General features: G+C 38.3%; 17 protein-coding genes. 5 read left to right on the forward strand and 12 right to left on the reverse strand.

Annotated features, from left to right (window positions below; all coding sequences use genetic code 11):
• The gene (locus tag ADIARSV_RS16960; RefSeq protein WP_016196867.1) at window positions 1–885 is read right to left on the reverse strand and encodes a prolipoprotein diacylglyceryl transferase; all 885 of its coding nucleotides are present in this window, start codon (window positions 883–885) and stop codon (window positions 1–3) included.
• A gap of 93 nt (window positions 886–978) precedes the next feature.
• Here ADIARSV_RS16960 and ADIARSV_RS16965 point away from each other — a divergent pair, with 93 nt between their 5' ends.
• Window positions 979–1,557, forward strand: coding sequence for a thymidine kinase (locus tag ADIARSV_RS16965; RefSeq protein WP_040300474.1), 579 nt, complete (start codon window positions 979–981; stop codon window positions 1,555–1,557).
• On the opposite strand, the gene ADIARSV_RS16970 is transcribed toward ADIARSV_RS16965, so the two are convergent.
• From ADIARSV_RS16970 to ADIARSV_RS16980, 3 genes are all read right to left on the reverse strand, one after another.
• Window positions 1,558–4,335 (reverse strand): S8 family peptidase, encoded by a 2,778-nt coding sequence (locus ADIARSV_RS16970; RefSeq protein ID WP_016196869.1) that lies wholly within the window; start codon window positions 4,333–4,335, stop codon window positions 1,558–1,560. It abuts the gene before it with no gap.
• A 28-nt stretch (window positions 4,336–4,363) separates the two neighbouring features.
• Window positions 4,364–5,773 carry a D-alanyl-D-alanine carboxypeptidase/D-alanyl-D-alanine endopeptidase gene (gene dacB, locus ADIARSV_RS16975; protein WP_016196870.1) on the reverse strand — a complete coding sequence of 470 codons (1,410 nt, stop codon included), beginning with the start codon at window positions 5,771–5,773 and terminating at the stop codon, window positions 4,364–4,366.
• A gap of 131 nt (window positions 5,774–5,904) precedes the next feature.
• Window positions 5,905–6,900: an aspartate-semialdehyde dehydrogenase gene (locus ADIARSV_RS16980; protein ID WP_016196871.1), complete on the reverse strand. Its 996-nt coding sequence runs from the start codon at window positions 6,898–6,900 to the stop codon at window positions 5,905–5,907.
• 48 nt (window positions 6,901–6,948) lie between these two features.
• On the opposite strand from ADIARSV_RS16980, the gene ADIARSV_RS16985 reads away from it, so the two are divergent.
• The 4 genes from ADIARSV_RS16985 (at window position 6,949) to ADIARSV_RS22950 (ending at window position 10,339) form a co-directional block, all read left to right on the forward strand.
• On the forward strand, window positions 6,949–8,529 hold the full coding sequence (locus ADIARSV_RS16985) for a T9SS type B sorting domain-containing protein (protein ID WP_016196872.1): 1,581 nt from the start codon (window positions 6,949–6,951) through the stop codon (window positions 8,527–8,529).
• 127 nt (window positions 8,530–8,656) lie between these two features.
• Entirely contained in the window at window positions 8,657–9,382 is a 726-nt protein-coding gene (locus tag ADIARSV_RS16990) for a YebC/PmpR family DNA-binding transcriptional regulator (RefSeq protein WP_016196873.1), read from the forward strand.
• A gap of 13 nt (window positions 9,383–9,395) precedes the next feature.
• Window positions 9,396–10,205, forward strand: a complete 810-nt coding sequence (locus ADIARSV_RS16995) for a hypothetical protein (RefSeq protein ID WP_016196874.1) — start codon at window positions 9,396–9,398, stop codon at window positions 10,203–10,205.
• Between the two features lie 8 nt (window positions 10,206–10,213).
• Window positions 10,214–10,339, forward strand: coding sequence for a hypothetical protein (locus ADIARSV_RS22950; protein ID WP_016196875.1), 126 nt, complete (start codon window positions 10,214–10,216; stop codon window positions 10,337–10,339).
• 4 nt (window positions 10,340–10,343) lie between these two features.
• Here the strand turns inward: ADIARSV_RS22950 and bglX are convergent, their stop codons facing one another.
• The 8 genes from bglX to ADIARSV_RS17035 form a co-directional block, all read right to left on the reverse strand.
• Window positions 10,344–12,593 carry a beta-glucosidase BglX gene (gene bglX, locus ADIARSV_RS17000; protein WP_235048439.1) on the reverse strand — a complete coding sequence of 750 codons (2,250 nt, stop codon included), beginning with the start codon at window positions 12,591–12,593 and terminating at the stop codon, window positions 10,344–10,346.
• A 78-nt stretch (window positions 12,594–12,671) separates the two neighbouring features.
• The gene (locus tag ADIARSV_RS17005; protein ID WP_016196877.1) at window positions 12,672–14,450 is read right to left on the reverse strand and encodes a family 43 glycosylhydrolase; all 1,779 of its coding nucleotides are present in this window, start codon (window positions 14,448–14,450) and stop codon (window positions 12,672–12,674) included.
• 1 nt (window position 14,451) lies between these two features.
• Window positions 14,452–15,798, reverse strand: a complete 1,347-nt coding sequence (locus ADIARSV_RS17010; RefSeq protein ID WP_016196878.1) for a glucoamylase family protein — start codon at window positions 15,796–15,798, stop codon at window positions 14,452–14,454.
• Between the two features lie 50 nt (window positions 15,799–15,848).
• Window positions 15,849–17,354 carry a RagB/SusD family nutrient uptake outer membrane protein gene (locus ADIARSV_RS17015; protein ID WP_016196879.1) on the reverse strand — a complete coding sequence of 502 codons (1,506 nt, stop codon included), beginning with the start codon at window positions 17,352–17,354 and terminating at the stop codon, window positions 15,849–15,851.
• A gap of 10 nt (window positions 17,355–17,364) precedes the next feature.
• Window positions 17,365–20,424, reverse strand: a complete 3,060-nt coding sequence (locus ADIARSV_RS17020; RefSeq protein WP_016196880.1) for a SusC/RagA family TonB-linked outer membrane protein — start codon at window positions 20,422–20,424, stop codon at window positions 17,365–17,367.
• Window positions 20,425–20,665: 241 nt separating this feature from the next.
• Window positions 20,666–23,575 (reverse strand): ligand-binding sensor domain-containing protein, encoded by a 2,910-nt coding sequence (locus ADIARSV_RS17025; protein WP_016196881.1) that lies wholly within the window; start codon window positions 23,573–23,575, stop codon window positions 20,666–20,668.
• Window positions 23,576–23,738: 163 nt separating this feature from the next.
• The gene (gene trhO, locus ADIARSV_RS17030) at window positions 23,739–24,719 is read right to left on the reverse strand and encodes an oxygen-dependent tRNA uridine(34) hydroxylase TrhO (protein ID WP_040300476.1); all 981 of its coding nucleotides are present in this window, start codon (window positions 24,717–24,719) and stop codon (window positions 23,739–23,741) included.
• Between the two features lie 56 nt (window positions 24,720–24,775).
• On the reverse strand, window positions 24,776–26,503 hold the full coding sequence (locus ADIARSV_RS17035; RefSeq protein ID WP_016196883.1) for a S8 family peptidase: 1,728 nt from the start codon (window positions 26,501–26,503) through the stop codon (window positions 24,776–24,778).
• Window positions 26,504–26,769: the final 266 nt, after the last annotated feature.

A 26,769-nucleotide genomic window follows, 5' to 3' on the forward strand; every position in this document is an offset into this window, starting at 1 on the left:
CTAGCGCGAAAACCTTCTGTGAAGAATTTCGTAGAACTTATCTACAGAACTCTGCTTACCAATCCAATTATTTTTAACTGCATAATTAGATTGAAGAAAGTGTTCAGCGGAATCAAATGTCTCAAAACGATTTAATATTTCTATTGCTTCACTGTATGCCAGACTGTATCCATTAAATAAGTCTTTAATAAATAACAACTTATCATTTAAACTGATGCTGGACTTCAGATCGCCTATGGCAGGTTGTTTATTTAACTGACCGGATACAGCTTGTTTAGATTTCTGTGAAGAGATCAGATCATTGATACTTTGAACACGGGGTGGCTGAGAGTTGGCTTGCGGAGCTGAAACAACGGGAAGGGGTTCAGGAATCGGGGCTGGTAGAGGCACAGATGGGTACCTGGAATCAATTACATCAGAAGAAGAGGGTGCTGTAGATTTTACTTCCGGAATTTGAGCAACAGGAAGGGGTTTGGGAACAGGAACAGATAAGGGGGCTTCAACCTGAGCTTTTTCATCTTCCTCATGTTCTGCTTTTTTATCGTTAAACCAGGTTTCGGATACCAGTTCTTTTTTCTCAGCAACAGGTACTTTTTCCTGAACAGGAGTTATTTCCTCAGGATGTTCCAATAAAGCAGAAAGAGAGACCTCTTTGTCAACTTGCTCTTCATGGTTTTCTGTACCGGAAGCAGATCGCTCTGCTTTTTTTGCATTAAACTTTCTTAGTACTCGTAAATTCTCTGCAAGGAAATCAGCGTTCGCTGAGAAAAGTTCTAATTCTAAATCATTAAGGGCTCTTGGATTCTCTTCAATATATTGATACTGCTCGTTTAATTCAATGAGAATATATCCTGCCTTTTTAAAAATTTCTCCTTTGTTAATCATAATGAATAGCCAAATTTAGATATTGATTTGTTGGTAACTCGGTTCTCAAAAGTAGCATTAAATTCTGATATTAGCCGCTCGGATAAGCGAGATATGTTGTTTAGTGAATTTCATTTTAGGTCTAGAAATGATCGTTGTGGTAGTATTGAAGTGATCTGTGGATCGATGTTCTCCGGAAAAACAGAGGAACTTATCCGCCGTTTGCGTAGGGCAAAAATAGCAAAGCTTAATGTGGAGATATTTAAACCTAAAACGGAGATCCGTTATCATGAAAGTGATGTAGTATCGCATGACTTTACCTCAATGCCTTCTACTCCAATAGACAACTCCTCTTCTATTTTATTATTTGGCTCCAATACGGAAGTTGTTGGAATAGATGAGGCCCAATTTTTTGATGATGGACTACCTGAGGTTTGCGTCATCTTAGCCAATAAAGGAATAAGGGTGATTGTTGCTGGTTTGGATATGGATTTTCAGGGTAAGCCATTTGGCCCTATGCCTGCTTTAATGGCTATAGCCGAGGATGTAACCAAAGTACATGCTATATGTGCGCAGTGTGGTGCTCCTGCAACCTATTCCTATCGTACAGTAGCAAACGATGAAACTTTTTATCTGGGAGAAAAGGAAAGTTATGAACCCCGTTGCAGAGCCTGTTTTGTTCGTAAAGAATAATTATTTCAATACACTTATTTTATGGGAAGAGACCTTTCCATTGTAACTGAGCCTGAGAATGTAAATTCCGGGATTTAAGTTCGCCATGTTGTAATAAAGGGTATGTGCTCCTTTTGAAAAGGATGTACCACTAATGAATGTATTTACTTTTGATCCAAGCATATTGAATACTTCTAGAGTAATGGGCGCATCTTCCGGCAGATTAATGACCACCGCAACGTTGTTATTATTATTTGGTGTGATTGGATTGGGGTAGCTTGAGAGAATAGCTGTTATTTGCTGACCTCGAATACTCAGGTCATATGCCTCTTGTGCATCAACAGCACTATTTTTTAAACCATCCAGATTATCAGCACCAATATAGGCAAAAGCCACTTTCACAGATCCATTGGCAGGAATGGAATAAGGACCATATCCGGAAACAAAAGAAACATCACGACCATCAGTACTGGAGCCAATACCAGGTGAACTTATACCGGAAGATAATGTCATAAATTTTTCTGCTGCGGTGAAATTATCATTTAGTATGGATTCAGTAGCAGACAAGAATAAGGGGTAATAATTCAGAGGAGCGGAAGTACTTAATAACTTCACGCCGGCATAAGGAAATTCGGCATTTGTACTATACACATATCCTAACTTGGTTGTAGCATCATAAGCGGTAGCATTTGAAGCCCCTCCGTCTATATCCCAGTCTGTAAACATGCCAATGTAAACTCCTGTAAGATCTGTTGCATTCCGGTTTACAACTTCATATTCTGCAACAATGTAATTGTCCTTACCCGTTTGTTTATCAGCAGTTACCGTATGGTTAACATCTACCGAAAGACCGCTTAAATTACCTGTATCATTAAATTGAGCATAACCAACAATTTTAGTATCAGTGATAGATTCAGCAATCGAACTCTGTTTTACAAAATGAGTGTTAATAACGCCATCAGTGGTTCGGGCATTATCTGATATGGCATTTGCAGACCTACCGATCATCAGTGAAGACTCATAAAGAAGTTTGTTGTCTTTATATATAAAACCCAGTCCATCCGTTTCATTAGCTGAACCATATCCTATTTTACCTATGCTGGAGGCCGAGGTAGTCAGGTTATCGGTAATGATATTCATATAGTCGCGGGCAACAACGAGGGTAAACGTTTCATAATCGGCATAGGTACCTCCATTAGCTTTGTAAGCGATTCTAAATTCGACAGGCGTATTTTCAGGAGTGCCCGGATTAACCGTTACCTTAAAGGCCCCAATGCCTGTTTTTTCATCAAGGGTACCCATCTCTGTAATTAGTTGAGTTGCATTGGAAATCGTCACGTTTGTATTTGTACTTTTCAGTGTCACTTCAATTCCAGTTGCAGGCAACAGGTAATTGCGCAGATCCATAAAGACATCTATGGTATTGCCAGCCCGGTAAGTTCCGGCATGCTGATCATCAAAAGTAAGTTTGATAGTTCGGATTGCAGGTGCGCTTTCTGTTAAAGCCCTGAAAACGTTAAGTCTGCCATTCCCTATCATGCCAGCATAGGTTGAGTTTACCCCATCGACATTATCAGCTGTTACACGCAGCAGTTCGCCCACCTGAGCCATGGAAAGAGCAGGATAGTATGCCTTTACCAAGGCTGCAGCACTCGATACAATTGGCGTAGACATAGAGGTTCCTGATTTAACACCATAGGTATTCGAATAAGTTGTACTGTAAATATTAGTACCCGGAGCAGAGATCCCAATGTAACCGCCGTAATTGGAAGACGAAGCTTTTACATCGTTCGACATGACATTGGCAACCGCTAATACCCCTTTATATCCCGCAGGATAATCAGGAACGTTATTACCCTGGTTGCCACCAGCAGCAATAATCAGACAGTCCCTACTGATGGCATAATTTACCACATCTTCCTCATAGAGGCTTCTGATTTCCCCTCCCCAGGAGCAGTTAATTACTTTTGCCCCATGATCAGCGGCGTAAATGATCCCCTCATATCCATTATAGATGTCGCCGGGCGAGTCGTCAGCGGCAACCTTTACAATAAGAAGTTTTGCATTCGCAATGCTTGCAATTCCTTTGGCATTATTTGAAGCGGCTGAAGCAAGACCACTTACATGAACGCCATGATCACTGGCCACATTTTTAACATTTGCATCATTGTCTTCTACAAAATTTGCGGACGAGCTACCGATTAAGTCGATACCGGCTATGATATTCGAGCCTAGATCCTCATGAGTCTTTTCGGAACCAGTATCTACAATTCCTATAATTATGCCTGAGGCATCGCGTATAATATCCCATGCCTGTTGTGCTTTAACCTGGCTGAGATAACTTTGCTTTGTTGAAAATTGCGGATCGTTTGGAATAAATGAGGTATGATAGACATACGCCGGCTCGGCATACTCAATGTTCTTCTTTGCTGCTAGTTCATCTATGACCGTCTCTATGGCTGCATTCCCCGAATATTTAAGTTCATAGATTCTATTTAACCCAATCCGGTCAGACTCTGCAGATGTAGTTATCCTGGCAGTTGAACTAACATCAGAAAATTTAACATGCAGACTTTTAACAGTAGCAGATTTGAGTTCGAGCGTAGGACTTACAGATTTGGACTTTATATTGGAGGATGCTACTGCTTTAAACTTGATGATTACAGTATTGGGGATATAGTCTTTATCACTTAGCGTAGATGAACCGCGGGAAGATTTAATATTCCCATAATAATTAGTTTGAGAAAAAGACGAATAGGAGATACTAATTAATAAAACAATAAGTATGAGTTTATTCATCTGATTTAATTAACCAAAAATAATAAAATCATTTGAGCGTATCGAGAACTCTGAACATTTTTTGTTTGATGGAAGATGTGCTGCCTGAGTAATTGTTAGTAATGAATGAAAATACCAAAGGGGTACCTGAAACACTCATTTCATAACCGGCATAAGCAAGAACATTGCGGATGCTGCCACTTTTCATTTTCATATTATTGTACACTGGCAGACTTGCATAAAAATCAGGAAACCAATCCTCTGTTTTTGCGGAATTTAGGATCTTTGCCATCACAGCTGTTGTAATTCTATTTTCGGGTGCTAGTCCACTCCCATCAAGAATAGAAATCGCATTAGAATCAATACCAAGCCGCTTATTCCAATAGGATGTTAAGGTAGAAACGCCGTTTTGAAAGGTAGCGGGTTTATCTGATTTTAAGGCCATTGATTTTAAGATATTTTCAGCGTAAAGGTTCAGACTTTTCTGATTTAACCAATATACAATCTGAGAAAAACCAGGGGAAAGATAACGATCAATAGTAATTGATGCCAAAGGTCGATAGTTATTTTCCATACTCAGCCTTCTTGTGGTACTGGTTTTACCATTGATAGTGATGCCGGCTTTGCTTAGATGTGCCTGCAATTGAGAGGCTAATAGATAGGCTGGGTCGGCCATTGAGATGACAATTCTCTTTTTTAAATCAATCGCGTAAGTACCTCTGAGGTAAGTCAAATCAGTAAAGGGAGCAGAAAAGCCATAGACCTGATCACCACTGCCAGATATTCCTGTTTTTAATTCATTGATTAATCGCAATCCTTCCACTTCAGGATCCCTGTTTTTAATTTGTACAGGCATTCCAGTTTTAGAACCTGGAATGATGGTTAGTTCTATTTCATTTTCACGCCAGTTTAGTGATGTGGCTCCGGCACCGTAATAGTTTCCAATGTCGCCCCAAATCCATCCATCAGGAATAGTTTGTGTTCCAAAAAGCAGATCATCGGCAATCACGCGCCCTTCAATTTTAGCAATACCGGCCTTTTTTGTGGCTTCCAACCATCTGTTGAGTAAAGTACCACTTTTAGTGTTCGTATACCGATCACTACCCAATGTAGGGTCTCCCGTGCCTTTTACGATAAGGTCACCATAAAGCACACCTGCTTTGATAGACCCGGTATAGGCTAGTGTCGTTTCCCACTTATAATCGGGTTTCAATATATTATATCCGGTGATGCTGGTGATGGTTTTTAAGGTCGATGCAGGAGCAAGACCGGTATTCCCATTTTTAGAAAACACCACTTCACCAGATGCTGAATTCAATACCGTTAACGAAGTTAAGCCGTATTGAAGCTGGCCATCACGCTCAAATTGGGCGAAGGCTTTTGCTATTTTGTCGGGCAATGACTGCGCAGAGAGCATTTTGCTGATTGCTAAAAGGACGATTGTACATGCTATTTTCATTAAGCTATTGTTTAAAAGAAATTTAAAAGCATAAAAAAAGAGGCTGCATCATGTATGATTTCAGCCTCTTTTTTTTCTTGTATTTTAATTTATGTATTTATTTTACAGCCGTCTGTTTGGAATATATACACCTAAGCTGGCAATAATCCTTCTTTTAATAAATACTCTGCAATTTGTACGGCATTGGTAGCGGCTCCTTTACGAAGGTTATCTGCCACAACCCACAGGTTTAATGTATTATCCTGAGATTCATCCCTGCGGATACGTCCAACAAACACTTCATCTTTGTTATGAGCATCCTTTGGCATTGGATAAACCAAGTTTGCAGGATCGTCCTGCACAATTACACCTTGTTGAGCCTCTAATAAGCTACGTACTTCAGCGAGATCAAAATCATTCTCAAACTCAATGTTCACGGCTTCAGAATGGCCTCCCATTACAGGAATACGTACCGTAGTGGCCGTAACCTTAATGGAATTATCACCCAATATCTTTTGCGTTTCAAGGATCATTTTCATCTCTTCTTTGGTATATCCGTTATCCTGGAAAACATCTATCTGAGGAATAACGTTTAAGTCAATAGGATAAGGATAAGCCATTGGACCTTCAATACCATTCCGTTCGTTCATTAACTGATCAACAGCCTTAACACCAGTGCCAGTAACCGATTGATAGGTAGAAACGACGACCCTTTTAATCTTATATTTCTGATGAAGTGGTTTTAGAACCACCACCATTTGAATAGTCGAACAATTAGGATTAGCAATGATCTTATCATTAACGGTAAGAACATTTGCATTTACTTCAGGAACAACTAACTTTTTTGTAGGATCCATGCGCCAAGCTGACGAATTATCAATGACTACAACACCTGCATCTGCAAAACGCGGTGCTTCTGCAAGAGAAGTATCTCCACCTGCGGAGAACAAGGCAACATCGGGTTTCATTGCAATTGCATCATCCACTGTTACTACCTTATACTTCTTACCCTTGAATTCAACTTCTTTACCTGCGCTTTTGGCAGATGCTACGGGAATTAATTCAGTAACCGGGAAATTACGCTCTGCTAATACTTTTAACATCACTGATCCTACTAGACCAGTAGCGCCTACAACTGCAACTTTCATCTTGGTTTGGTATAAATGTGTACTATATAAATTATTAATCCGGCAAATATGAAAAAATGTTTACTGCTTTACGCTATTTTTTATTGGAATTTTGCTGAATGTCAGGTTAATGAAACGTTTAATGACGGTAATTTTACTTCTTCGCCTACCTGGGGAGGTGATGTTTCGGCATTTAAAATCAATTCAAGTGGTAAGCTTCAATCCATGAAGAGTGATTCTTCAGGTTCGAAGTATTTGTCAACTCCCAATTCGATGGGAAGTGATTGCACCTGGGAGTTTACGGTTGAAATGGGGTTTGCGCCGACTTCATCTAATCTGACACGGATCTATATGATTGCCGACAAGGCTGATTTAAATGTAGCTTCAAATGCGTATTTTATTCAGATAGGAATAGATGGCTCAACTGATTCTTATGATCTGTACAGGCTTAAAGGAAGTACTTTAACTTTGCTGATTAAAGGTGTAGAAGGAAGAGCATCTGCGTCTTCATTAAACACAAGAGTTAAGATAAACCGTTCAAGCACTGGCAAATGGGAGTTGTGGAGTCGCAATAGGGAGGAAACTGCTTTTAGTAAAGAAGGAGAGAAAACGGATGCCTCACCTATTTTAAGTACATCATGGTTTGGAGTTCAATGTGTATTCACGAAAACACGCTCTGACTTATTTTACTTTGATGATTTCATGATCAAGAAGTTAACGGCTGAAGACGCTAATCCAACAGTTGTTGTCCCGGTTGATAGCACTAGCATTCCTGAAACTGGAGGAGGAACTGTTCCTGTCGCTGCTATAGCTAAAAACGAAATATTGATCAATGAGCTTCTTTTTAATCCTAGGGGAGATGGGGTTGACTTCCTGGAGATTTATAATAATTCTGACCGCAGCATTAATTTAGGAAATCTATCGGTAGCCACGATTAAAAAAGATACACTTTCCTCCATAAAGCGCATTTCTACTTCCGGAGTTACAATCCTATCTCATTGTTACCTGGCTTTAAGTAGTGATCCAGATAATATTAAGGCGGAATATTTCACAAAAGATGCAAATGCTTTTCTTAAAGTACCCGCACTGCCGGCTTTTAGCAATGACCTGGGTGTTGTGGTATTATTGTCAGATAGTAGTATCATTGATCAATTCAATTATTCAGAAAAACTGCACTCTCCTTTAATCAATAATCCAGATGGGGTATCCCTTGAACGCTTGAGTTTTACCACGGCAACCAATGAACCAGGCAATTTCATTTCAGCAGCAGGTGCAGTAGGATATGCAACACCGGGTTATAAAAATTCGCAATATAAGGGTGATGATGAGGTTAGCGATGCTGTTACGTTGGTTTCTAAAACATTTTCTCCTGACAATGATGGAGTAGAAGATCAGCTAATTATTCGATATGTATTAAATAAACCAGGAACGTTGGCGAATATTACCGTATATTCAAGTGGAGGAATGCAGGTTAAACAAATTAGCAAAAATGTAACGTTAGGTACCGAGGGTGATCTCATATGGGATGGGGCTGATGAAAATGCTTCATTGATGCCTACGGGAATTTATATCTTATACATCGCTTTAACCGACATGAATGGGCATACACAGAAATACAGAAAGGCCTGTGTTCTAGCCCATAAATTTTAATTTTTACTTAAAATCATGATATTGCAATCCTGATCAGGGGGATTTCTTTCATATTTTGTAAATTTGAACCGATAAGCGCTGTTTGCTTGAATCAATTTAAAATATCTATTAAAACAACTTTACATATATGGGAAGAGCATACGAATTCCGTAAAGAAAGAAAATTTAAACGTTGGGCTAAAATGTCCATCCAGTTTACTCGTCTGGGCAAGGAAATTGTAATGGCTGTAAAATCGGGCGGACCACATGTTGAAACAAACTCCCGTCTTCGTACAGCTGTCCAAAATGGAAAGGCTGTAAATATGCCTAAGGATCGTATTGATGCGGCCATTAAAAGAGCAATAAGCAAGGACGAAACGAATTACGAAGAAATTGTATATGAAGGATATGCCCCTCATGGAGTTGCTTTATTAGTAGAAACAGCTACGGATAATACAAACCGTACGGTGGCTAATGTTCGAAGTTATTTCAACAAAAATAATGGTGCACTTGGAAAGACTGGTGCGCTTGATTTTATCTTTCACCGGAAATCTGTATTTCAATTTGATCCTCAGGAACGCGATCTGGAAGAACTTGAGTTTGAACTTATCGACTCAGGGCTGGAAGATATCTTTGTAGAAGAAGATGAGGAAGGTAATGATGTAGCTGTACTACATACTTCTTTTGAAGATTTCGGAAAGATGCAACGGGCATTGGAAGAAAAGGGAATTGAAGTGAAAAGCGCGAAGTTAGAACGCGTGGCTCAATCTTTTATTGAAGTTTCGGAAGAACAGGCCGTTGATGTATTGAAGCTAATTGACAAATTAGAAGATGATGACGACGTTCAGGCTGTTTATCATAATATGGCTGAATAATTAAAAAATTAAAATGACTTTTGAAGAGTTTTTTACTAAAAAGAGGATCAATTTGGAGTTGATGGCGGAAGCCGATCCTACGCTTTACACTGAATTCAAAAGTCATTTTAATTTAATGGGTGAAAAGAGTTTTGATCATTCAAAAAAATTCTGGTTCAATAAATTAAGGCATTTATATCACCTGGCTATAGTGCCTAAAGATAAACCGGTGGTTATTGAGCCCAATCTGGCTGCTCAGGCTGAGCCTCTTCAGTCACCAACAATTGAGATTACCCAACCTGTTGCTAAGCCAGGATTTAAACCTCGACATTTAAAAGCACCTTCTTTAATTTCTGATGAAGTAAAAGATCCTGATGCCAGGCCGGGAACGAATGCTGTTACTGATCCTTTTGCTGCTGCTATTTCGAAAATTGATGAAGCTGAAGGTTCTATTGAGGTAAAAAAGCCTGCTTTTAAGCCACGTTTCAGTAGTAAAGTTGTTGTAAAACCTGCTGTAGAAGAGGTGGCACCTGTAGCTGATCTTACTCAAAAGAATTTTCCAGAAACCCGTTTACAAGAGATTGATCTGCCTGAAGCGGAAAAGCTTGCTGATGAAGAAAAGAAAGACATTCCTAAACCAACTTATAAACCAAGATTCAGTGCTAAAGTTATCGCAAAGCCTCCTGTAGAAGAGATTGTGCCTTCAGCTGATCTTACAGAAAAGAATTACCTGAGATTGATCTGCCTGATGCGGAAAAGCTTGCTGAGGAAGAAAAGAAAGAGATTCCTAAACCAGCATATAAACCAAGATTTAGTGCTAAAGTTATCGCAAAGCCTCCTGTAGAAGAGATTGTGCCTTCAGCTGATCTTCCAATTGAGGAAAAACCAGCTGTTAAGAAGGATAAAGATGACGCTCCTAAACCTGCTTATAAACCACGTTTTAGTGCTGGCACTATGAAACCTAAAAAAGAAGATTAATTACTTATTGCAAAGTAAATCCTACTTCTTTGACATCCTTACTATTGGTACCAATAAACAACTTGAAGGTTCCTGGCTCAGCTACATAATTTAAATCACTGTTATAAAACTTGAGGTCTTCTTCAGTAATAGTAAAAGATACCACTCTAGATTCACCTGCTTTTAAGCTAATTTTCTGAAATCCTTTCAATTCTTCAACCGGTCGCGTAATTGATCCTACCAAATCTCTGGTATAGAGCTGTACAACTTCCTGTCCATCTCTTGAACCTGTATTTTTTACAGTAATATTGGCTTTTATGGATTGTCCCTTTTTCAATAGGGTATCACTTAGTTGAATAGCACTATAATCAAATGTAGTGTAACTCAGACCATAACCAAAGGGGTATAATGGATCGTTGGAAACATCCAGATAATTGGATCTGAATTTCTGAAACCACTTTCCTTCAGCTAGCGGTCTCCCTGTGTTTTTATGATTATAATAGATAGGCACCTGACCTACATTTTGAGGGAAGGTCATGGTAAGCTTTCCTGATGGGTTGACATCTCCAAAAAGAACATCAGCAATTGCATCTCCAGCTTCGGATCCGCCAAACCAAACATTTAATATCGATGGTGCATTTTCACTTTCCCATTTTAATGCTAAAGGCCGGCCAGTAAATAATACCAGTACAACAGGCTTACCTGTCTTCAATAACGCAGCTAAAAGATCTTTTTGAACTTGAGGGATAGTAATATCTGAACGACTTGAGCTTTCTCCGCTCATTTCAGCTGATTCTCCAAGAGCAGCTACAATAACATCAGCTTGTTGAGCAATTGCCAATGCTTCTTTTAAAAGCACATCTGCAGAACGAGGATCTCTCCCTAATGATTTGCCAAACATAGTAGATCTTTCTTCGAGAGCACTGTCAGCGGTTAAGTTTGCTCCTTTTGCATAACTAATTTTAGTATTTTTTCCCCCAATGCTTTTTAATCCACTCAGCACAGATACTGACTTCTTGAAATCAGCTGCTACACTCCAGGTACCAGTCATATTTTCGGTTGCATCAGCGAGTGGACCAATAAGAGCAATTTTGCCACCTTTTTTTAATGGTAATATATGGTTATCGTTTTTTAGCAGAACAAAGCTTTGCGCAGCAGTTGCCCTGGCTTCTTTTCTATTGGCAGGTGTAAGAATTTCCGTTTTACTCCGTTTAACATTACAATACCGGTAAGGATCATCAAAAAGTCCTAACTTATATTTCGCCTCCAATATGCGTTGGCAAGCCATGTCTATTTCCTGTTGGGCAATCTTTCCTCCAGTTAAAGACTGTTTTAAAGTGGTTAAAAACCCTTCTCCTACCATATCCATGTCTACACCTGCTTTAAGTGCCAGTGCTGATACAGTTTTTAAATCACCTAATCCATGCTCAATCATTTCATTTATGGCTGTATAATCAGTCACAACCATTCCATTGAAGCCCCATTGTTTACGCAATACATCAGTCATCAGCCATTTATTTGCACTTGCAGGAATGCCATCAACCTCATTAAAGGAGGTCATCACGCTTCCTGCCCCAGCATCTACTGCTGCTTTATAGGGCGGAAAATATTCATTATACATTCTAAGCCGGCTCATGTCCGTGGTATTATAATCACGGCCAGCTTCTATGGCTCCATATAAAGCAAAGTGTTTCACACAAGCTAAAATGGTATTGTTCCGACTCAGATCATCACCCTGATACCCTTTTACCATCGCTTTTGCAATCTGAGATCCGAGGTACGGGTCTTCACCCGATCCTTCAGATGCTCTGCCCCAACGGGCATCACGTGAAATATCTACCATAGGAGAAAATGTCCAGTTAATTCCATCAGCACTTGCTTCGATAGCAGCAATTCTTGCACTCCTTTCAATAAGTGCCATATCCCAGGTGCAGGATAAGCCTAATGGTATTGGAAAAACAGTTTGGTAACCATGGATAACATCCATTCCAAAGATTAAGGGAATTTTCAATCGGGATTTTTCAACCGCTATCTTCTGAACATCCTTAATCTTTTCAACAGTTTTAATGTTAAATAACCCTCCAATTTTTCCGTCTTCTATCTTTTGGGCAATATCAGAACTGGATGCTTGTCCGGTAGTAATGTCCCCTGCTCCGGGAAGGTTCAACTGACCTAACTTTTCGTCCAGAGTCATTTTTTGCATTAGCGTAGATATAAACTTATTCATCTTAACATCTTGTTTTGTTTGTGCAGATGCACCTGTAACAACTGTCATGAATAAAAACAAACACTTTCTGAAAACTTTCATACGCTATAATTTTACTGTTAATTGGATTTATTTAGTACCAGAATTTTAGGGTTTTATTAACTTCTGGGGCTTAGTTCTTGCTGAAATTCCATTTTCATTAAAAGCCTCTATGGAGAAATAATAAGTTTGATCAATGGACAAACTCTTCAAGTTCAAAACATTAGTATCATACACCATCCATGAGTTATACAACTTATCGGGAGCAATTCCCCATAAAACATTATACCCCTGAACACCAGAAGCTTTATTCCAGGAGAGATCTGCATCCCGGAGGTCTTTATACTGCTTCACTTTAAACCCTTTTACAGGAGCAGGCTTTTTACCTTCACCTATTCCAAAGACACGTAATCCTGAGATGGAAAGGTTAGGTGTAGGAACATGAATGTTTTTATAACGAATGTATCTTACTTTTTGCGGGACGCCCAATTCTACATAATCGTTTGGCACATCTCTGTAGTTATCCTGACGGTCAACCAGTACGGTCCAGTTCTTTTTATCGGTTGATCCTTCAATTAAGTATCGCTGATAAAGACCAGGAAGCCTTCCGTAGAGATTTGATTTATAATCATTGTAATTCACCTGGATAGCACACACTTTTGCGGCTTTTAACAAATCAATCTCAATCCATTGCTGATCATCATTTTTAGCGGCAACCCAAAAAGATTTAATACTTTCATCCACTATATTCTCTGGTTTGAATTTATCCAAAGAGGAGGAAGCTTTAATGGGCTTGTTATAGGAAAGTAGCATCCAGCCTTTAAAATGTCCCATTTTTCCGGCTACCGATGGCGTATAATGAGGATAATCGCCAAAAGAAGTGTTCGAGTACATGAGGCCATCCTGATCAAAATAGGCTGGAAATAAACAAAGTCGCCTTTCCCAGTTTACATTTATTGAAACGGCCATCGAAGCAAAGTGCCAGAATTTATTGTCAGGACCAATTACTGTGCTTCCATGTCCGGATCCATTAGCAAATCCCCCAGGTTTATAAAAGACCGGATTATTAGGCGCATACTTATATGGCCCCAGTGGGGAATCGCTCATATAGACGCCATCGCCATATACATTAAATTCTGTTCCGGGAGCTGCGTACTGCATATAATATTTCTTGTTGTATTTAGTTAACCAAGCGCCTTCCATATAGCCTTTAAGTACGGTATCGGAATGATTTTCACCAAATCGTTCCCATCCATGCCTTTCACCATCAAGCTTAAATAGCTCAACTGTTTCATCAGATGCACGGAAACGATTCGCTTTATCCAGTTTCTTTCCTCTGAGCGGAAATGTATTGGAAGAGCCCCAAAACATATAGGCTTGTCCGTCATCATCAATAAATAAATCAGGATCCTGCAGATCATTGAGAATTGCAGGAACAGCCTTCCAATCGCCTTTTTTAGGATTATCGGTGTACAGGATACTCATTGAACCGGAAGGATCGCCTGCTACATACAATACAGAGTCTTTATAATTATGAGCTGCCGGAGCATTTGATCCCTGAAAATACCATTTTTCAGGAGTAATAAACGTCCAATTTGTTAGGTCTGTAGAATGCCAGTATCCTATAGAACGGGTAACAAACATATAATATTCACCCTTGAAGGTAACAACAGCAGGATCGGCACCCGAACGATAAGAAATATCACGGTTGGAATCGTAAACCATATACGTGTAATCTATATTGAGCGGATTACAATAGGTGGTCATTTGAGTAGTTTGCGCAACGGTATTGGATGAGAAAGCAATACCCATTAAAAAGCATATTAGTGCAATTATCTTAGATTTGTCTTTAGTTGAATAGTATTTAAATAATTCGTTCCCGATCATTTTATTGTTTTAAATAAGGACTTTCAAAGCCTAATTTCTTTAAGCCGCTTTGAACAGCTGTGTTACTCATGAATAACTTCCACAGCAATCCAGACCTTCCATTTTCAATCATCACAATTTCGGGACCCTGATCAATTGCCAGATAACGTTTTGGGTACCAGTTATCCGTTTCACTAAAGGCGTCATAAAATCCATATTTACCCCACACCTTTTCACCCAGATCCTGATATAAGTGACGAATGACCTCCATAGAATAAGTTGGTGTGTAAGGATAAGATGATAAAGCCGCTGTTGGAGAGATAACTCCCAAGTCATTATCAGGGGTATGTGCGCTATAGCCTTTTACAGAGTAACTGGCCGACAGTCCCCAAGCATTCTCCCCATATCCTTTATAGCCTTTTGGATTTTCAAGCGCATGCTTTCTGTGAATAAGAGTCTGGTTTTTATTGAGCTGCCAATAATCGGCATAACGATCCTTTAAGCCTTTTGGATTTAAGCCCAGATAAGAGTAATGTGCCCAGAAAAGTGGCCCCACATGTCCCTCTGCTCCATTGTAATTCAAAAGTACTTTATATCCTAACTGTTCAGCATCTGATTTGATAGCACCCTTTTTAGCCCAACCTTCATGATAAACCTCTGCAGGTATTCCATGTGAAGGAGATGAGGCTGCTAATACATACATAATCAGGCATTCATTATAGCCTGATACAGGAAAATTCATTGCCCACTGATATTTAGGACTCCAATGCCAGTAGAGTACGTTCTGGTTTCCATTACGGTACCAGCTCCAGTCTATTTCTTTCCAAAGATCTTCTGTATCTTTTGAAAGTTGCTGCTCATCAGCATTCCCATCTTTAAAATACTGACTCACACAAATAAGACCCTGAGCCATAAAAGCAGTTTCTACCAAATCGCCACCATCATCTTTAGTACCAAAGGGTTTTACTTTACCAGTAGGGCCATATAGCCAATGCGGCCAGGCTCCATGAAACCGATCAGCTTTGGAAAGAAAGTTTATAATTTTCCTGAGCCTATCTGCCCCCTGCTGTCTGGTAATAAATTTACGCTCTATGCCCACTAAAATAGCCATTACACCAAATCCACTACCACCAATAGTGACCACATCCTGATCATGCTCAGGATAGTCTCCATCGATGTGAATACGTTCTCTTGCCAAACCTGATGTTGGCTCAGCACCTTCCCAGAAATAATTAAAAGTCTTTTTTTGAACTAAGGTAAGTAAGGAATCATTAGAAACTTCAGGAGTAATTACATTTTTCGATTCTCTTTTACTCCTTGTACAACTACAGGCAAAGAGAATTGTAATAATCAGGAGAATATGCTTCATAATAAAAAAGTAAAGCAATTAGCCGGCATTCCGACTAATTGCTTGTTTAACTAGTATCCTGTATTTTGAGTTAATATCCCTCCAGTATTATCAATCTGATTTTGAGGAATAGGCATCACTTCATTTATTCCATCCTTAAAGCTTTTACCTAAAGCTCTCAGAATAGTACCAGCTCTTCCTTGGCGTACAATATCCCAGTAGCGATCATTTTCCATAGCCAACTCGATATGACGTTCCTGCCAGATCACGGTTCTAAATGCATCCTTATTTGTAAAAGCAACATCAGGAATTAATCCATTCAGTTGTGAGGCAACAAAGCCCCTGGCACGAAACCGTACTGCATTCACATCAATAGCAGCAGTAGCTCCATTTCCAAGTTCATTAGCAGCTTCAGCATGCATTAAAACTACATCTGCATAACGAAGGATCTTAATATTCTTGGCAGCATCCCCCATACCTTTAGGAGAGCGCTCGTCAGGCAACACATACGCTTTTTTGTTATAATAAGTATTTTCAGCAGAACTTGGTATTACCTGACCATCGGGCATAGTATCTCCCCTTTGAATAATAGTCGCTTTCAATCTAGGATCATTAGCCTCATAAGCATTTACCAAACTTTGAGAAGGAGTATTAAATCCCCATCCCCCTACTGAAATAGTAGTTCCTCGAACACTTTGAATCTCAGAGTATTGACTTCCACCGCCTCCTTGTGATAAAACAGCAGTTTGCACTTCAAATAAAGACTCTTTTGTATTATTCCCCTCCTTTGTCCAAATCTTATCATAAGGAGTCTTCAGATCATATTCATTAGAACTCATAATTTCACCTGTAAGCCTTAAAACCTCAGTCCAATTCTTTTGATACAGGTATACTTTTGCTAAAAGTCCTTTAGCAGCACCTTTAGTTGCTCTTCCCATATCTACAGCATCGTATGCTGATCGCTCTGGTAATACAGTAATCGCATCGTTCAAATCTTTGATTATAAATTCGTATGTAGCTTCCTTGGTAGCCCTGGGGGTTACAGGATCGGAGCCGTCAGCTGCAGGAACTGTTGAAATTAAAGGAACTCCTCCAAAAGTACGGGCCAGATTAAAATAAAAATAAGCACGCAGGAATTTCGCCTCTGCAATGTAACGCGCTTTTAGTGTCTCATCCATTTCAATGGCAGGTACTCTCTCAATTACCTGGTTTGCACGTGCTACTCCTTGGTAATATCCTATCCAGAAATCGTTAAAGGAACCCGAACTGGCGGAAAAAGTAAAAGCATCAAGTTGATCTTTATCAGATCCAGTATCGCCTGGACTACTTCCTTTATCCGCATCGTCAGATGTGATACTAGCAATGCCAATAAAAGAGAATACATGCACACTCCAATTGCGCATCTGGTTGTACACCGCATTTGTTGCCCTTAAAGCACCATCAGGAGTTGCAAAGAAATCTTCAGAAAGTTCTACACCTCCGGGTTTCCGGTCAAGGTAATCTTTTTTACAAGCAGCTGTTACCGTTAAGAGTAAACTAAATCCTGCTATATATGTATATTTTAGAAAGCTTTTCATATTTAATATTTTAAATACCTACGTTTATACCGAATGTAAAAGTCTTAGTAACCGGAATAATGGAATAATCAACACCACGTGCCAAATCCGGATTATTACTATTATCAACTACCTGACCTGGGTTCTGTGCTCCAGAAAGGCCCGATCCAACTTCTGGTGAGAAACCGGAATAATTGGTAAAGGTGAATGGATTTAACGCATTTACATAAACCCTGAGGCTATTCACTTTGAGCCTGTCTAATAACGACTTAGGAAGCGTAAAGCCTAATTGCAAAGTCCTTACCCGAAGGAAAGACCCATCTTCAACATAATAGGACGAAACCGGTACTACACTATTCGTAATACGTGGATCCGTATTTGTTGACCCTTCACCTGTCCATCTGCTTAGTCTGGAAGCTTCAAAATTTTCGTTACCGAAACGTACTGCTCGCTTTCCATTATAAATTTTATTTCCTCCAACACCTTGAAAGTCTGCTGCAAGATCTATGCTTTTAAAGGAAACAGTGGTATTCAGAGCATAAATAATCTTAGGTATAGAGGATCCCAGATTAACTCGGTCATTATTCAGATCTATAATACCATCCTGATTAACATCTTTGAAGATTAAGTCTCCGGGTTTCGCGTCTTTTTGAGGAGAGGCATCCACTTCAGCTTGATTCTGAAAAACGCCTTCTGTCTGATATCCCCAGAAAGAGGCAATTGGTAATCCTACCTGAGTAATGGTTGCGGTTGATCCATTACTCAAACCACCACTATAAATTGGCCTACCTCCATTTCCAAGGCTAATCACCTCATTTTTAACAGTTGTTAAATTTCCGTTAATTGAATATTTCCAATCCTGCCCTACATTGTCACTCCAACCTGCGGTGAATTCAAATCCCTTATTTAAAATATTTCCTGCATTTACTGTAAGAACATTACCACCTTGTGGAGCATTCACCTGAACAACGGCATCAGTCGTTTCGCGGCGATAGTAATCTGCTTCAAAAGTCAGACGGTTCTTAACCATTCCCATTTCAAACCCAATATCTAACTGATTTACCTTCTCCCAAAGCAAGTTAGAGGTGCTGGTATTTGTTTCTGTTGCACCTTGATTAAGTGTAGGTGTCGTTCCAAATATAGCACCCAAACTTGTACTTGCATCATTTGGGTCAGTTTGTGATGTAATACGCGCTAGATATAAATAATCTGGAATATTCGTATTCCCCAGCTTTCCATAACTCGCTCTCAACTTTAAATTATCAAGCCAAGCCACGTCTTTAAGGAATGGTTCTTCAGATATTCGCCATCCTAACCCTAAAGCAGGAAAGAAACTATAGCGGCTATCTACTGGAAAACGTGAAGATCCATCAGAACGCATACTTAACGTAAGTAAATATCTATCTAATAACGAGTAATTCACTCTAAAGAGATAGGATAGGTAAGCATATTCATTAGCATATCCACTAGAGGTATTATCTGTACCCGTGTTTAAATATTTAACATCCTCATTATATGCAGGAACATTTAGAGCTTTACCTCCCGCATATTCAGCACGCTGAGTCTGTGAAGTAATACCCGCTATTGCATTTATACGATGAATCTTATTGATTTCTTTAGTGTATGCCAGGGTATTTTCCCACAATAAATTTGTAAACTGATCTTTATTAATAGTCAGATTACTGACATCGTTCCTTTGTTGGCTACTTACTACATATTGAGGAACATAGACCCTCCCGTTCTGGTAATTCAGATCCGTGCTGAAGCTGCTTCTAAATTTAAAATCCTTCAAAATGGTAAGTTCACCGAAGAAGTTACCTACAAAACGATTTCCCTTATCCCAATCATCATTGTAAAATAACTGAGCAACTGGATTTGCCACATTATTAATAGTTCCGGGGGTAGAACCAAAAGACCCATCGGGATTAACAGGAGCATAAATTGGAGCGGACAAATAAGCATTTTGAACTACAGAACCCGGTTGATTAATTGTTTTGGAGGTTGAAAACGCTAGACTATGTCCGAATTTAAAATTTGCAAAGGGATTGTACTCGTTATTTGCTCTAATATTAAGTCTTTCAAAACTTGTCCCTGTTACAATTCCTTTTTCTTTCGAATAACCTGCACTTACATTGTAAGATACTTTATCAGATGCTCCTGAAATTGATACCTGGTGGTTTTGTATGGCACCAGTTCGGAGTACCTCATCAAACCAATCCGTTGAGGTAGATGCAGGAGTAGTAATAACAGAAGGAATAGCAGCTGTGGGATCTGTATTCTTGATCGCCTCGGCTGTTAGCAACTGGTATTCTGCCGCATTAGCCATTTTAATTTTCTTGGCTACATTTGTAATTCCATAATAAGATTCAACAGTTATGCTTGCTTTTCCTACTTTTCCACCCTTTGTTGTAATTAAAATAACTCCATTTGCACCTCTTACCCCGTAAATAGCAAGAGAAGATGCATCTTTCAATATTTCAAAGGATGCAATATCGGATGAGTTAAGGTAATTAATATCATCGGCAAACACCCCGTCAACAACATATAAAGGATTACTGTTCCCTATAGTTCCAACACCTCTAATTCGTACCGAAGGTGTACTTCCAGGAGCTCCACTATTAGAAGACACTTGAACACCAGCCGCTTTTCCTTGTAAAGCTTGTGTAGGTGACATCACCGAACGGTTTGCAATGTCTGCAGCTTTAACTGAGGTTATTGCCCCGGTTACATCTGACTTCCTTTGTGTACCATAACCTACTACAACTACTTGCTCTAACGACTGTGCTGAACTTTTTAAACTGACATTGATAGAAGGGCGATTACTGATGAGAAGTTCTTGAGAAGTAAATCCTATATAAGTCAGTACAAGTGTTCCGTCTGGAGGTGCACTAATTGTAAATGTTCCATTTACATCAGTAGATGTTCCCTGATTCGTTCCTTTAACCTTAATGCTTACACCAATTAACGCTTCATTAGTAACAGCGTCGGTAATCTTACCCTTAACTGTTATATTCTGTTGCGCAAAAGCATTTCCGGAAATGAAAAGTAATACGAGAATACAACCTGATAGGTTTGTAAATAATTTTCTCATAAATCTAAAATTTAAGTTAATTAGTATGTAGTTAGCTATTAACACAAATGTGAGGCGAATGTGCTGTGACAAAAGAATAATTTTATTTCACTTTACTACATCACTTAAGCTAGGGATCACTACAGAATATCAATAGGTTAATAAATAATTATTAACCTATTGATATTCAGTTTATACAGATTCTAATATAACTATCACCAACCAAGTTTCTAAAAGATCTTTGAGAGGTAATGATGTAGTATTAAAGTTCAATAAAGAACTCTGCAAGATTTTTATCATGATCTAAATTGAGCTTTTTACGCAATCGGTACCTTCTGATTTCCACTCCTCTTAACGAAATATTTAGGAGAGAGGCAATTTCCTTGCTGCTCATATTCATGCGCATATAAGCACAAAGTTTCAGATCATTCGGAACAAGATTAGGGTGTTGAGATTTTAGCTTCTTGAAAAAGTTTTCATGAGCATCATTAAAACTCTTTTCAAAAATATGAAAGTCCCGTTCATCATTTAATCCTTCATCAATTACATGCTCTATACGCTTTAATTGATTCTCTCCTAATTTTGATCCCGAGTTATCTTTAAGTTTATGCAGTTCATCTCGAATTTTCTGTAACAGTTCGTTCTTAGAAACAATGTTCATCGCTGAACTAGCCAGCTCTCTGCTTTTACTTTCAAGGTCTGTCTGCAACTGCTTATTCTTAATGTTTATTATTTTTTGCTCTGAAAGTATAGATTCTTGTTTCAAATGCTCTTCTTGTTCATGTTTAAGCTTCTGACCTATCCTTTCCTGATGTCTTCTTATGTTGGCAAAATAAAGTTTTCTTAAAAGCAAAAAGGCCCCAATATGTATGGCTATATAAAATAGTAATGCCCAAAAACTCAAATACCAAGGAGGAAGTATGGTAAACGTAAATGCTGAAACATCTGATTTTATCTTTCCATCTATTAAAGCCCTAACTTTAAAAGTATATTTACCCTGACTCAAATTTGTAAATTCTTTAGCTGCTTGTGAACTTAAGGGGGACCATTGATCTGAGTACCCTTCGAGATAGTATTGATAGCTAATTTTGGCTTGTCTATAATAGGGTAATGAGTAAGATATTTTAATATTATTTAATCTATAAGGTATTTCAGTGGGCCCTGAAGCAACAGTCTCCGATATAACACGGTTACCATACGTAATATTCTCTATAGCTCTTATTAACACTTTAGGTATATGACTAGGACTATAATCATTAGTATTATTTCCTGTATAAATAGCAAATCCTTCATCTATACTAATCAAATATAATGAACCATTAATCCGGCTAATATTTTCGTAATACTGCACCATACGACCATCCAGAACTGTAAAACGTGATGAGTCCACCTTAATTTTACCTGCTTCTTCAAAATTCACCAGCGCTACTTTCCCATGATTAATGAACCAATACTTCTTAGGTGCAGCTGAGATTATTTTATTTGAAAGTCTGAATAATCCTAAGCCCCGGTTGAGTTGTTGATATTTGGCAAAGCTGTTGCTAATTTCATCGAAAATATAAAAGCCTGAATCAGAGGAGAAAACAACCTGATTTTCTATCTTAAACACATTAATATGATAACTCCCTGGTAGACCATTTTTACGACTATAATAGTCAATTTTAATTACTTTCCGAAGGTCATTACTCAGTTGTAACTTATATAATCCCTTATAAGCATGTCCAACCCATATTTGTCCTTTATTATCTTGTTCGAGATATCTGGAGGGTTCATTAAAGCCACTAATTTTATGAGAATAAACCCACTTTCCACTCGTTCCTTTACGGTAAACAATCAATCCATTATAGGTACCTTGAATAAAATAGGCTGGATTTAAAGCTAGTCTTCGTATTATCCATCCACCACTAACTGAAGATATCTTGGTTAGTACATTTCCCGTCACAGCAAACGTCCCATCATTATGACCACATAATAACTGTCCATCAATTAAAGAGAGATCCCACACCTGCCCCTGAGAGTTAGGCACAAGTTGAAAGTCAAATAGCTGAAAGTTTGACAACTCTACTGTTGAATTTAAATCACTATAGAACAATCCATGATTTGTACCCAGATAGATTTTATTCTGATGAATTATACTGGAATAAACTGTTCCTATATCTCCTTTTTTGTCAAAATAAAAATACAAAGAAGAATTTAGTTCAATTCGATCAATACCGTTATCCAACCCTGCCCATAAATTTTGTTCGTTATCTGAATAAAGACTAAGTACCGTGTTATTCTGTAACCCACTGGATTTATTGATACGCTGCACGATACGACCAGATTCGTCCAATATCACTATTCCATTTAGAATAGTCCCAAACGCAAAGTATCTGCCCATAACCACACATCCATTGTTCAATTGATAAGTTTTTAAAAATACATCAGCTTGATTGACAAATGGTTTTATAGTGCTTCCATCATAAATAAATAACCCTTCTTTTGCTGTGCCTATTAAAAACCTATTACCGGAGAATGGTAATACGCTCAATACAGCAGCTGAGCCAAGAATTTCACTCCCATTAACATCATCCAATTTATTTCCCTTAAGTTCAAAGAAACCGTTTCCCATCGCCTTTACAAAGAAATGAGACCCTGCTTTTAAAAGAAAATAGAAAGGTGTCTTAGATTCAACTATATGGATTTTTCCACTTTCAAATATAAATATGGATCCAAATGATTGAAATATAACTCGTTTTCCATCAACAAAGATCTTCCAGATTTCATCTTTTAATGTATAATTTTCAGGAAGTAGTTTAAGGAAGGATGTGTACACAAATCGACCCCTAGTATTATAAGCCCAGTATCCAAATTCTCCAAAAGCACCTACATATACTTTACCTTTGCCATCGGCAGATACTGATCGAACAATTAAATGATTTGGCAGTTTATACTGTTGCCAGTAGTGTCCATCGAAAGAAAGCAAACCTTCAGAATTACCATAATACATAATCCCGCTTTGATCCTTAGTAATACACCAATTTTGATTTCCCGAATGATAAGTTGTTTTTGTGTAATTCTGAACGTATGGGACACCCAGACTTTTTATATCACTAGCTCTCGTGATTTCACTTGTCCATATAAGCATGACTGTGCACAATAGAAAAACTCCGGCATCCCTAAGTTTATGCATTAATGATTGGATTTAATATTAGTCAACACTTGAAGATAACAATTACTATTTTGATACCATTTTTTAAATAAAGAAAACTGCGAGAATAATAAAAAAGAAATTAAACCTACATTTTTACTCCAGCCACTCTCTTTAATTTAAAAGAGTTAAGCTTTTTGATCGATCAGATCTCAGGCTGAGTCACTTTAATAGAATAATTTCCTTTTAACCTTTTATTCAAATTAACCTGCATAGGAATCTTTACATAATATCCTGTACCATCGTAAAGTCGCTTTCTGGGATGAGCCTGGCAGTCTTCAGAACAACAGCCATCCAATTTAACGCCACATGCATCACATTGAGTAAAATGCTCATTGCACTCCGGATTAGCACAATTAATCATCTTAGCCGTTGTCTTTCCACAATTAGAACAAGTAGAAATCACAACAGGATTAACTTTATTTACATCAACAGCTACCCGATTATCAAACACGTAACACTTACCTTCAAAATCTTCACCTCCAGCTTCCTTTCCATACTTAATTATCCCTCCATGTAATTGGTACACTTCAGGAAATCCTTCGTGAAGAAGTAAGGCAGAGGCTTTTTCACATTTAATTCCACCCGTACAGTAAGTAATAATCTTCTTATCCTTATACTGAGCAAGCTCATTAATCATAGCAGGAAAATCGCGAAAATTATCAATATCCAGCGTAACTGCATTTTTAAATTTACCCAAAGCATGTTCATAATTGGATCGCACATCCAAAATAACCACATCATCCCTATCTTTCATCTCCAAAAACTCATTAGGCTCCAAATGAATCCCTGTTTTCTCCTGAGGATTTATAATACCTGGATCACGCAATCCGGAATGCACTATTTCCGACTTATACCGACAATGCATCTTAATAAAAGAAGGCTCCTCTACATCGTCAATTTTAAATTCCGCAGAATCAAAAATAGGATTAGCTTTCAAATGGTTCATATAGGCATCACAGGATGCTTTAGTTCCAGATACAGTTCCATTCAAACCTTCGTCGGCTACGATAATTCGGCCAACAAGTTTCAATGATTTACAAAATTCAAGATGATCGGTCGCAAATTGCCCGGCGTTCTCTATTGTCGTATAACAATAGTATAGTATAGTCTGATAGTGTGTCATATATTCATTGATACTGTTGCAAACAGCGTTAAATGCGGTGCAAAGTTAAAAAATTATTATTTATGCTCAAGCTTTTCTGCTAAAGCAACTGCATTATAAGCATTTACAATGCCCCCTGAAACACATACTTCAGTAAAATTAACCCGTTTACTCGTTCTTTCATCTTCCACTTTAACCTTCTGTTCCACTTTTGCGACAGACTTCATGAGAATATCCTTTACTTGTACAGCACTTAAAGAAGGAAAGTATGAACGTATCAAAGCCGCCACACCCGCTACTACAGGAGAAGCCATACTTGTACCATCATTCTCTTTATATTTAGACTTAGGAATCGTAGAATTAATTTTTACCCCGGGAGCAAAGATATCTACAGTACGTTTTCCATAATTTGAAAAGCTGGCTACTAAAGATCCATCATTTTTCCATCCTGAAGCACCTACTTCAATCCAGTTTGCAGCCTTTGGAAATGAATATTGAATCGTATCTGTTTCAATCTTCATAGGAGGAAGCGATCGCTGCCCCATAGGCATTTGGTTACCGCTTTGCTGAGGAAGAGGAATACGAAGAGGTTTGGGTGCATTCCAGAAATTTGGATCCTTATCATCAGCATAAAAAGGATTAGGAAAATTATTGGTAACATCTGTATTCACTCCCTCATTTCCTGCAGCATGTACTAAAAGCACATCTTTGGATGCTGCATAACGAACGGCACTATCTACTAGTTTTTTGTCCCATGAATACGACTTTCCAAAACTCATGTTGATCACTTTAGCACCATTGTCCACGGCATAAATTATTGCATTAGCAACATCTTTATCCCGCTCATCCCCATCTGGCACTGCTCTCACAGACATAATCCTTACATTATCTGCCACTCCTTTTATTCCAATCGTATTCGTCCTGTCTGCCCCGATAATACCAGCAACATGTGTACCATGCTCGGCATCTGGACCAGTTACATCATCGTTTCCATAATGATGTTCTTTCCCATTAGTATATATATCACCGATGGAATCACGAGGATCGTAATTAACGTTTAAATGATAATTAATCTCGCTGGAGTAATACTTTAACGCTTCTTCAATATCTTCCTTAACCTTATCAAAATCAGATTCCTTTCTCAGTTCAGACTTAATAATTTTAAGTGCTTTAGATTCTTGTTCATTTTGAGCTTTGTAGTTATCAAAATCTTTCAAATCAGGTTTCTTCTTTCCAATGCGTTCCAAAATTGTATTAAGATATTTATCAAGTTTAGAATAATTTTCATATCCAAAACGAGCCATTTCAAGTTTACCCATATAATCAGTCACCATTCTTTTATACAGATTAAACTCAGCACGCTCCTCTTTAGTTAACGGAGTAGAATTAACCACAGCAGCATACTGATCCTCATACTTCCGAATCATCCTTAGTACCTCCAGATTATCATAACGAACCGATGCTTTTGAAGATCCCAGGAAGTTCCATCCATGTACGTCGTCTGCAAATCCATTTTTATCATCATCTTTATTATTAGATGCAATCTCTTTAGGATTCACGTACATCACGCGTTTTAGATCTTCATGATCACTCTGTACACCTCCGTCAATAACCGCGACGATTACAGGTACACTTTTTTTTCCTTTCAGTAATTCTGAATATGCTTTTTCTGTACTCACTCCAAATACTCCATCATTTTGAAGATCCAGGTTGAACCAATTAGGTTTAGGAGAGTCCTTTTTTTGAGCGATAACAGCAAATGGCAAAAATGCCGCTATTAGTAGTAATTTATTGAAGAAGTTCATTCAGAGTATTTCCTTTTTAATTAATGTATTTTAACGCAGTTTGACCATTTAAATTTCAGTCACTGCTACTTAATATTAGAGATCAATAACAGACAAACAATAGTGATCTCTACAAGTTTAATAAATCTTTTGGTTTAACGGTAAGATGCGCATTGAAGATTGAGTTAAAACATCACCTGACCTTACACCATACTAAGAATGATATAAACTCAAATTACTACGTTTAAACTGTCTTGTGATGCATAAAAGGCATCAGTAAATGAATC

Origin of the sequence: Arcticibacter svalbardensis MN12-7, assembly GCF_000403135.1 — a bacterium.
GTDB lineage: Bacteria > Bacteroidota > Bacteroidia > Sphingobacteriales > Sphingobacteriaceae > Arcticibacter > Arcticibacter svalbardensis.

Excerpts from the sequence above, each read along its gene's own strand:
- ADIARSV_RS16960 (WP_016196867.1), bottom strand. The coding sequence starts at position 885 with ATGATTAACAAAGGAGAAATTTTTAAAAAGGCAGGATATATTCTCATT.
- ADIARSV_RS16965 (WP_040300474.1), top strand. The coding sequence starts at position 979 with ATGTTGTTTAGTGAATTTCATTTTAGGTCTAGAAATGATCGTTGTGGT.
- ADIARSV_RS16970 (WP_016196869.1), bottom strand. The coding sequence starts at position 4,335 with ATGAATAAACTCATACTTATTGTTTTATTAATTAGTATCTCCTATTCG.
- dacB (WP_016196870.1), bottom strand. The coding sequence starts at position 5,773 with ATGAAAATAGCATGTACAATCGTCCTTTTAGCAATCAGCAAAATGCTC.
- ADIARSV_RS16980 (WP_016196871.1), bottom strand. The coding sequence starts at position 6,900 with ATGAAAGTTGCAGTTGTAGGCGCTACTGGTCTAGTAGGATCAGTGATG.
- ADIARSV_RS16985 (WP_016196872.1), top strand. The coding sequence starts at position 6,949 with ATGAAAAAATGTTTACTGCTTTACGCTATTTTTTATTGGAATTTTGCT.
- ADIARSV_RS16990 (WP_016196873.1), top strand. The coding sequence starts at position 8,657 with ATGGGAAGAGCATACGAATTCCGTAAAGAAAGAAAATTTAAACGTTGG.
- ADIARSV_RS16995 (WP_016196874.1), top strand. The coding sequence starts at position 9,396 with ATGACTTTTGAAGAGTTTTTTACTAAAAAGAGGATCAATTTGGAGTTG.
- bglX (WP_235048439.1), bottom strand. The coding sequence starts at position 12,593 with ATGACAGTTGTTACAGGTGCATCTGCACAAACAAAACAAGATGTTAAG.
- ADIARSV_RS17005 (WP_016196877.1), bottom strand. The coding sequence starts at position 14,450 with ATGATCGGGAACGAATTATTTAAATACTATTCAACTAAAGACAAATCT.
- ADIARSV_RS17010 (WP_016196878.1), bottom strand. The coding sequence starts at position 15,798 with ATGAAGCATATTCTCCTGATTATTACAATTCTCTTTGCCTGTAGTTGT.
- ADIARSV_RS17015 (WP_016196879.1), bottom strand. The coding sequence starts at position 17,354 with ATGAAAAGCTTTCTAAAATATACATATATAGCAGGATTTAGTTTACTC.
- ADIARSV_RS17020 (WP_016196880.1), bottom strand. The coding sequence starts at position 20,424 with ATGAGAAAATTATTTACAAACCTATCAGGTTGTATTCTCGTATTACTT.
- ADIARSV_RS17025 (WP_016196881.1), bottom strand. The coding sequence starts at position 23,575 with ATGCATAAACTTAGGGATGCCGGAGTTTTTCTATTGTGCACAGTCATG.
- trhO (WP_040300476.1), bottom strand. The coding sequence starts at position 24,719 with ATGACACACTATCAGACTATACTATACTATTGTTATACGACAATAGAG.
- ADIARSV_RS17035 (WP_016196883.1), bottom strand. The coding sequence starts at position 26,503 with ATGAACTTCTTCAATAAATTACTACTAATAGCGGCATTTTTGCCATTT.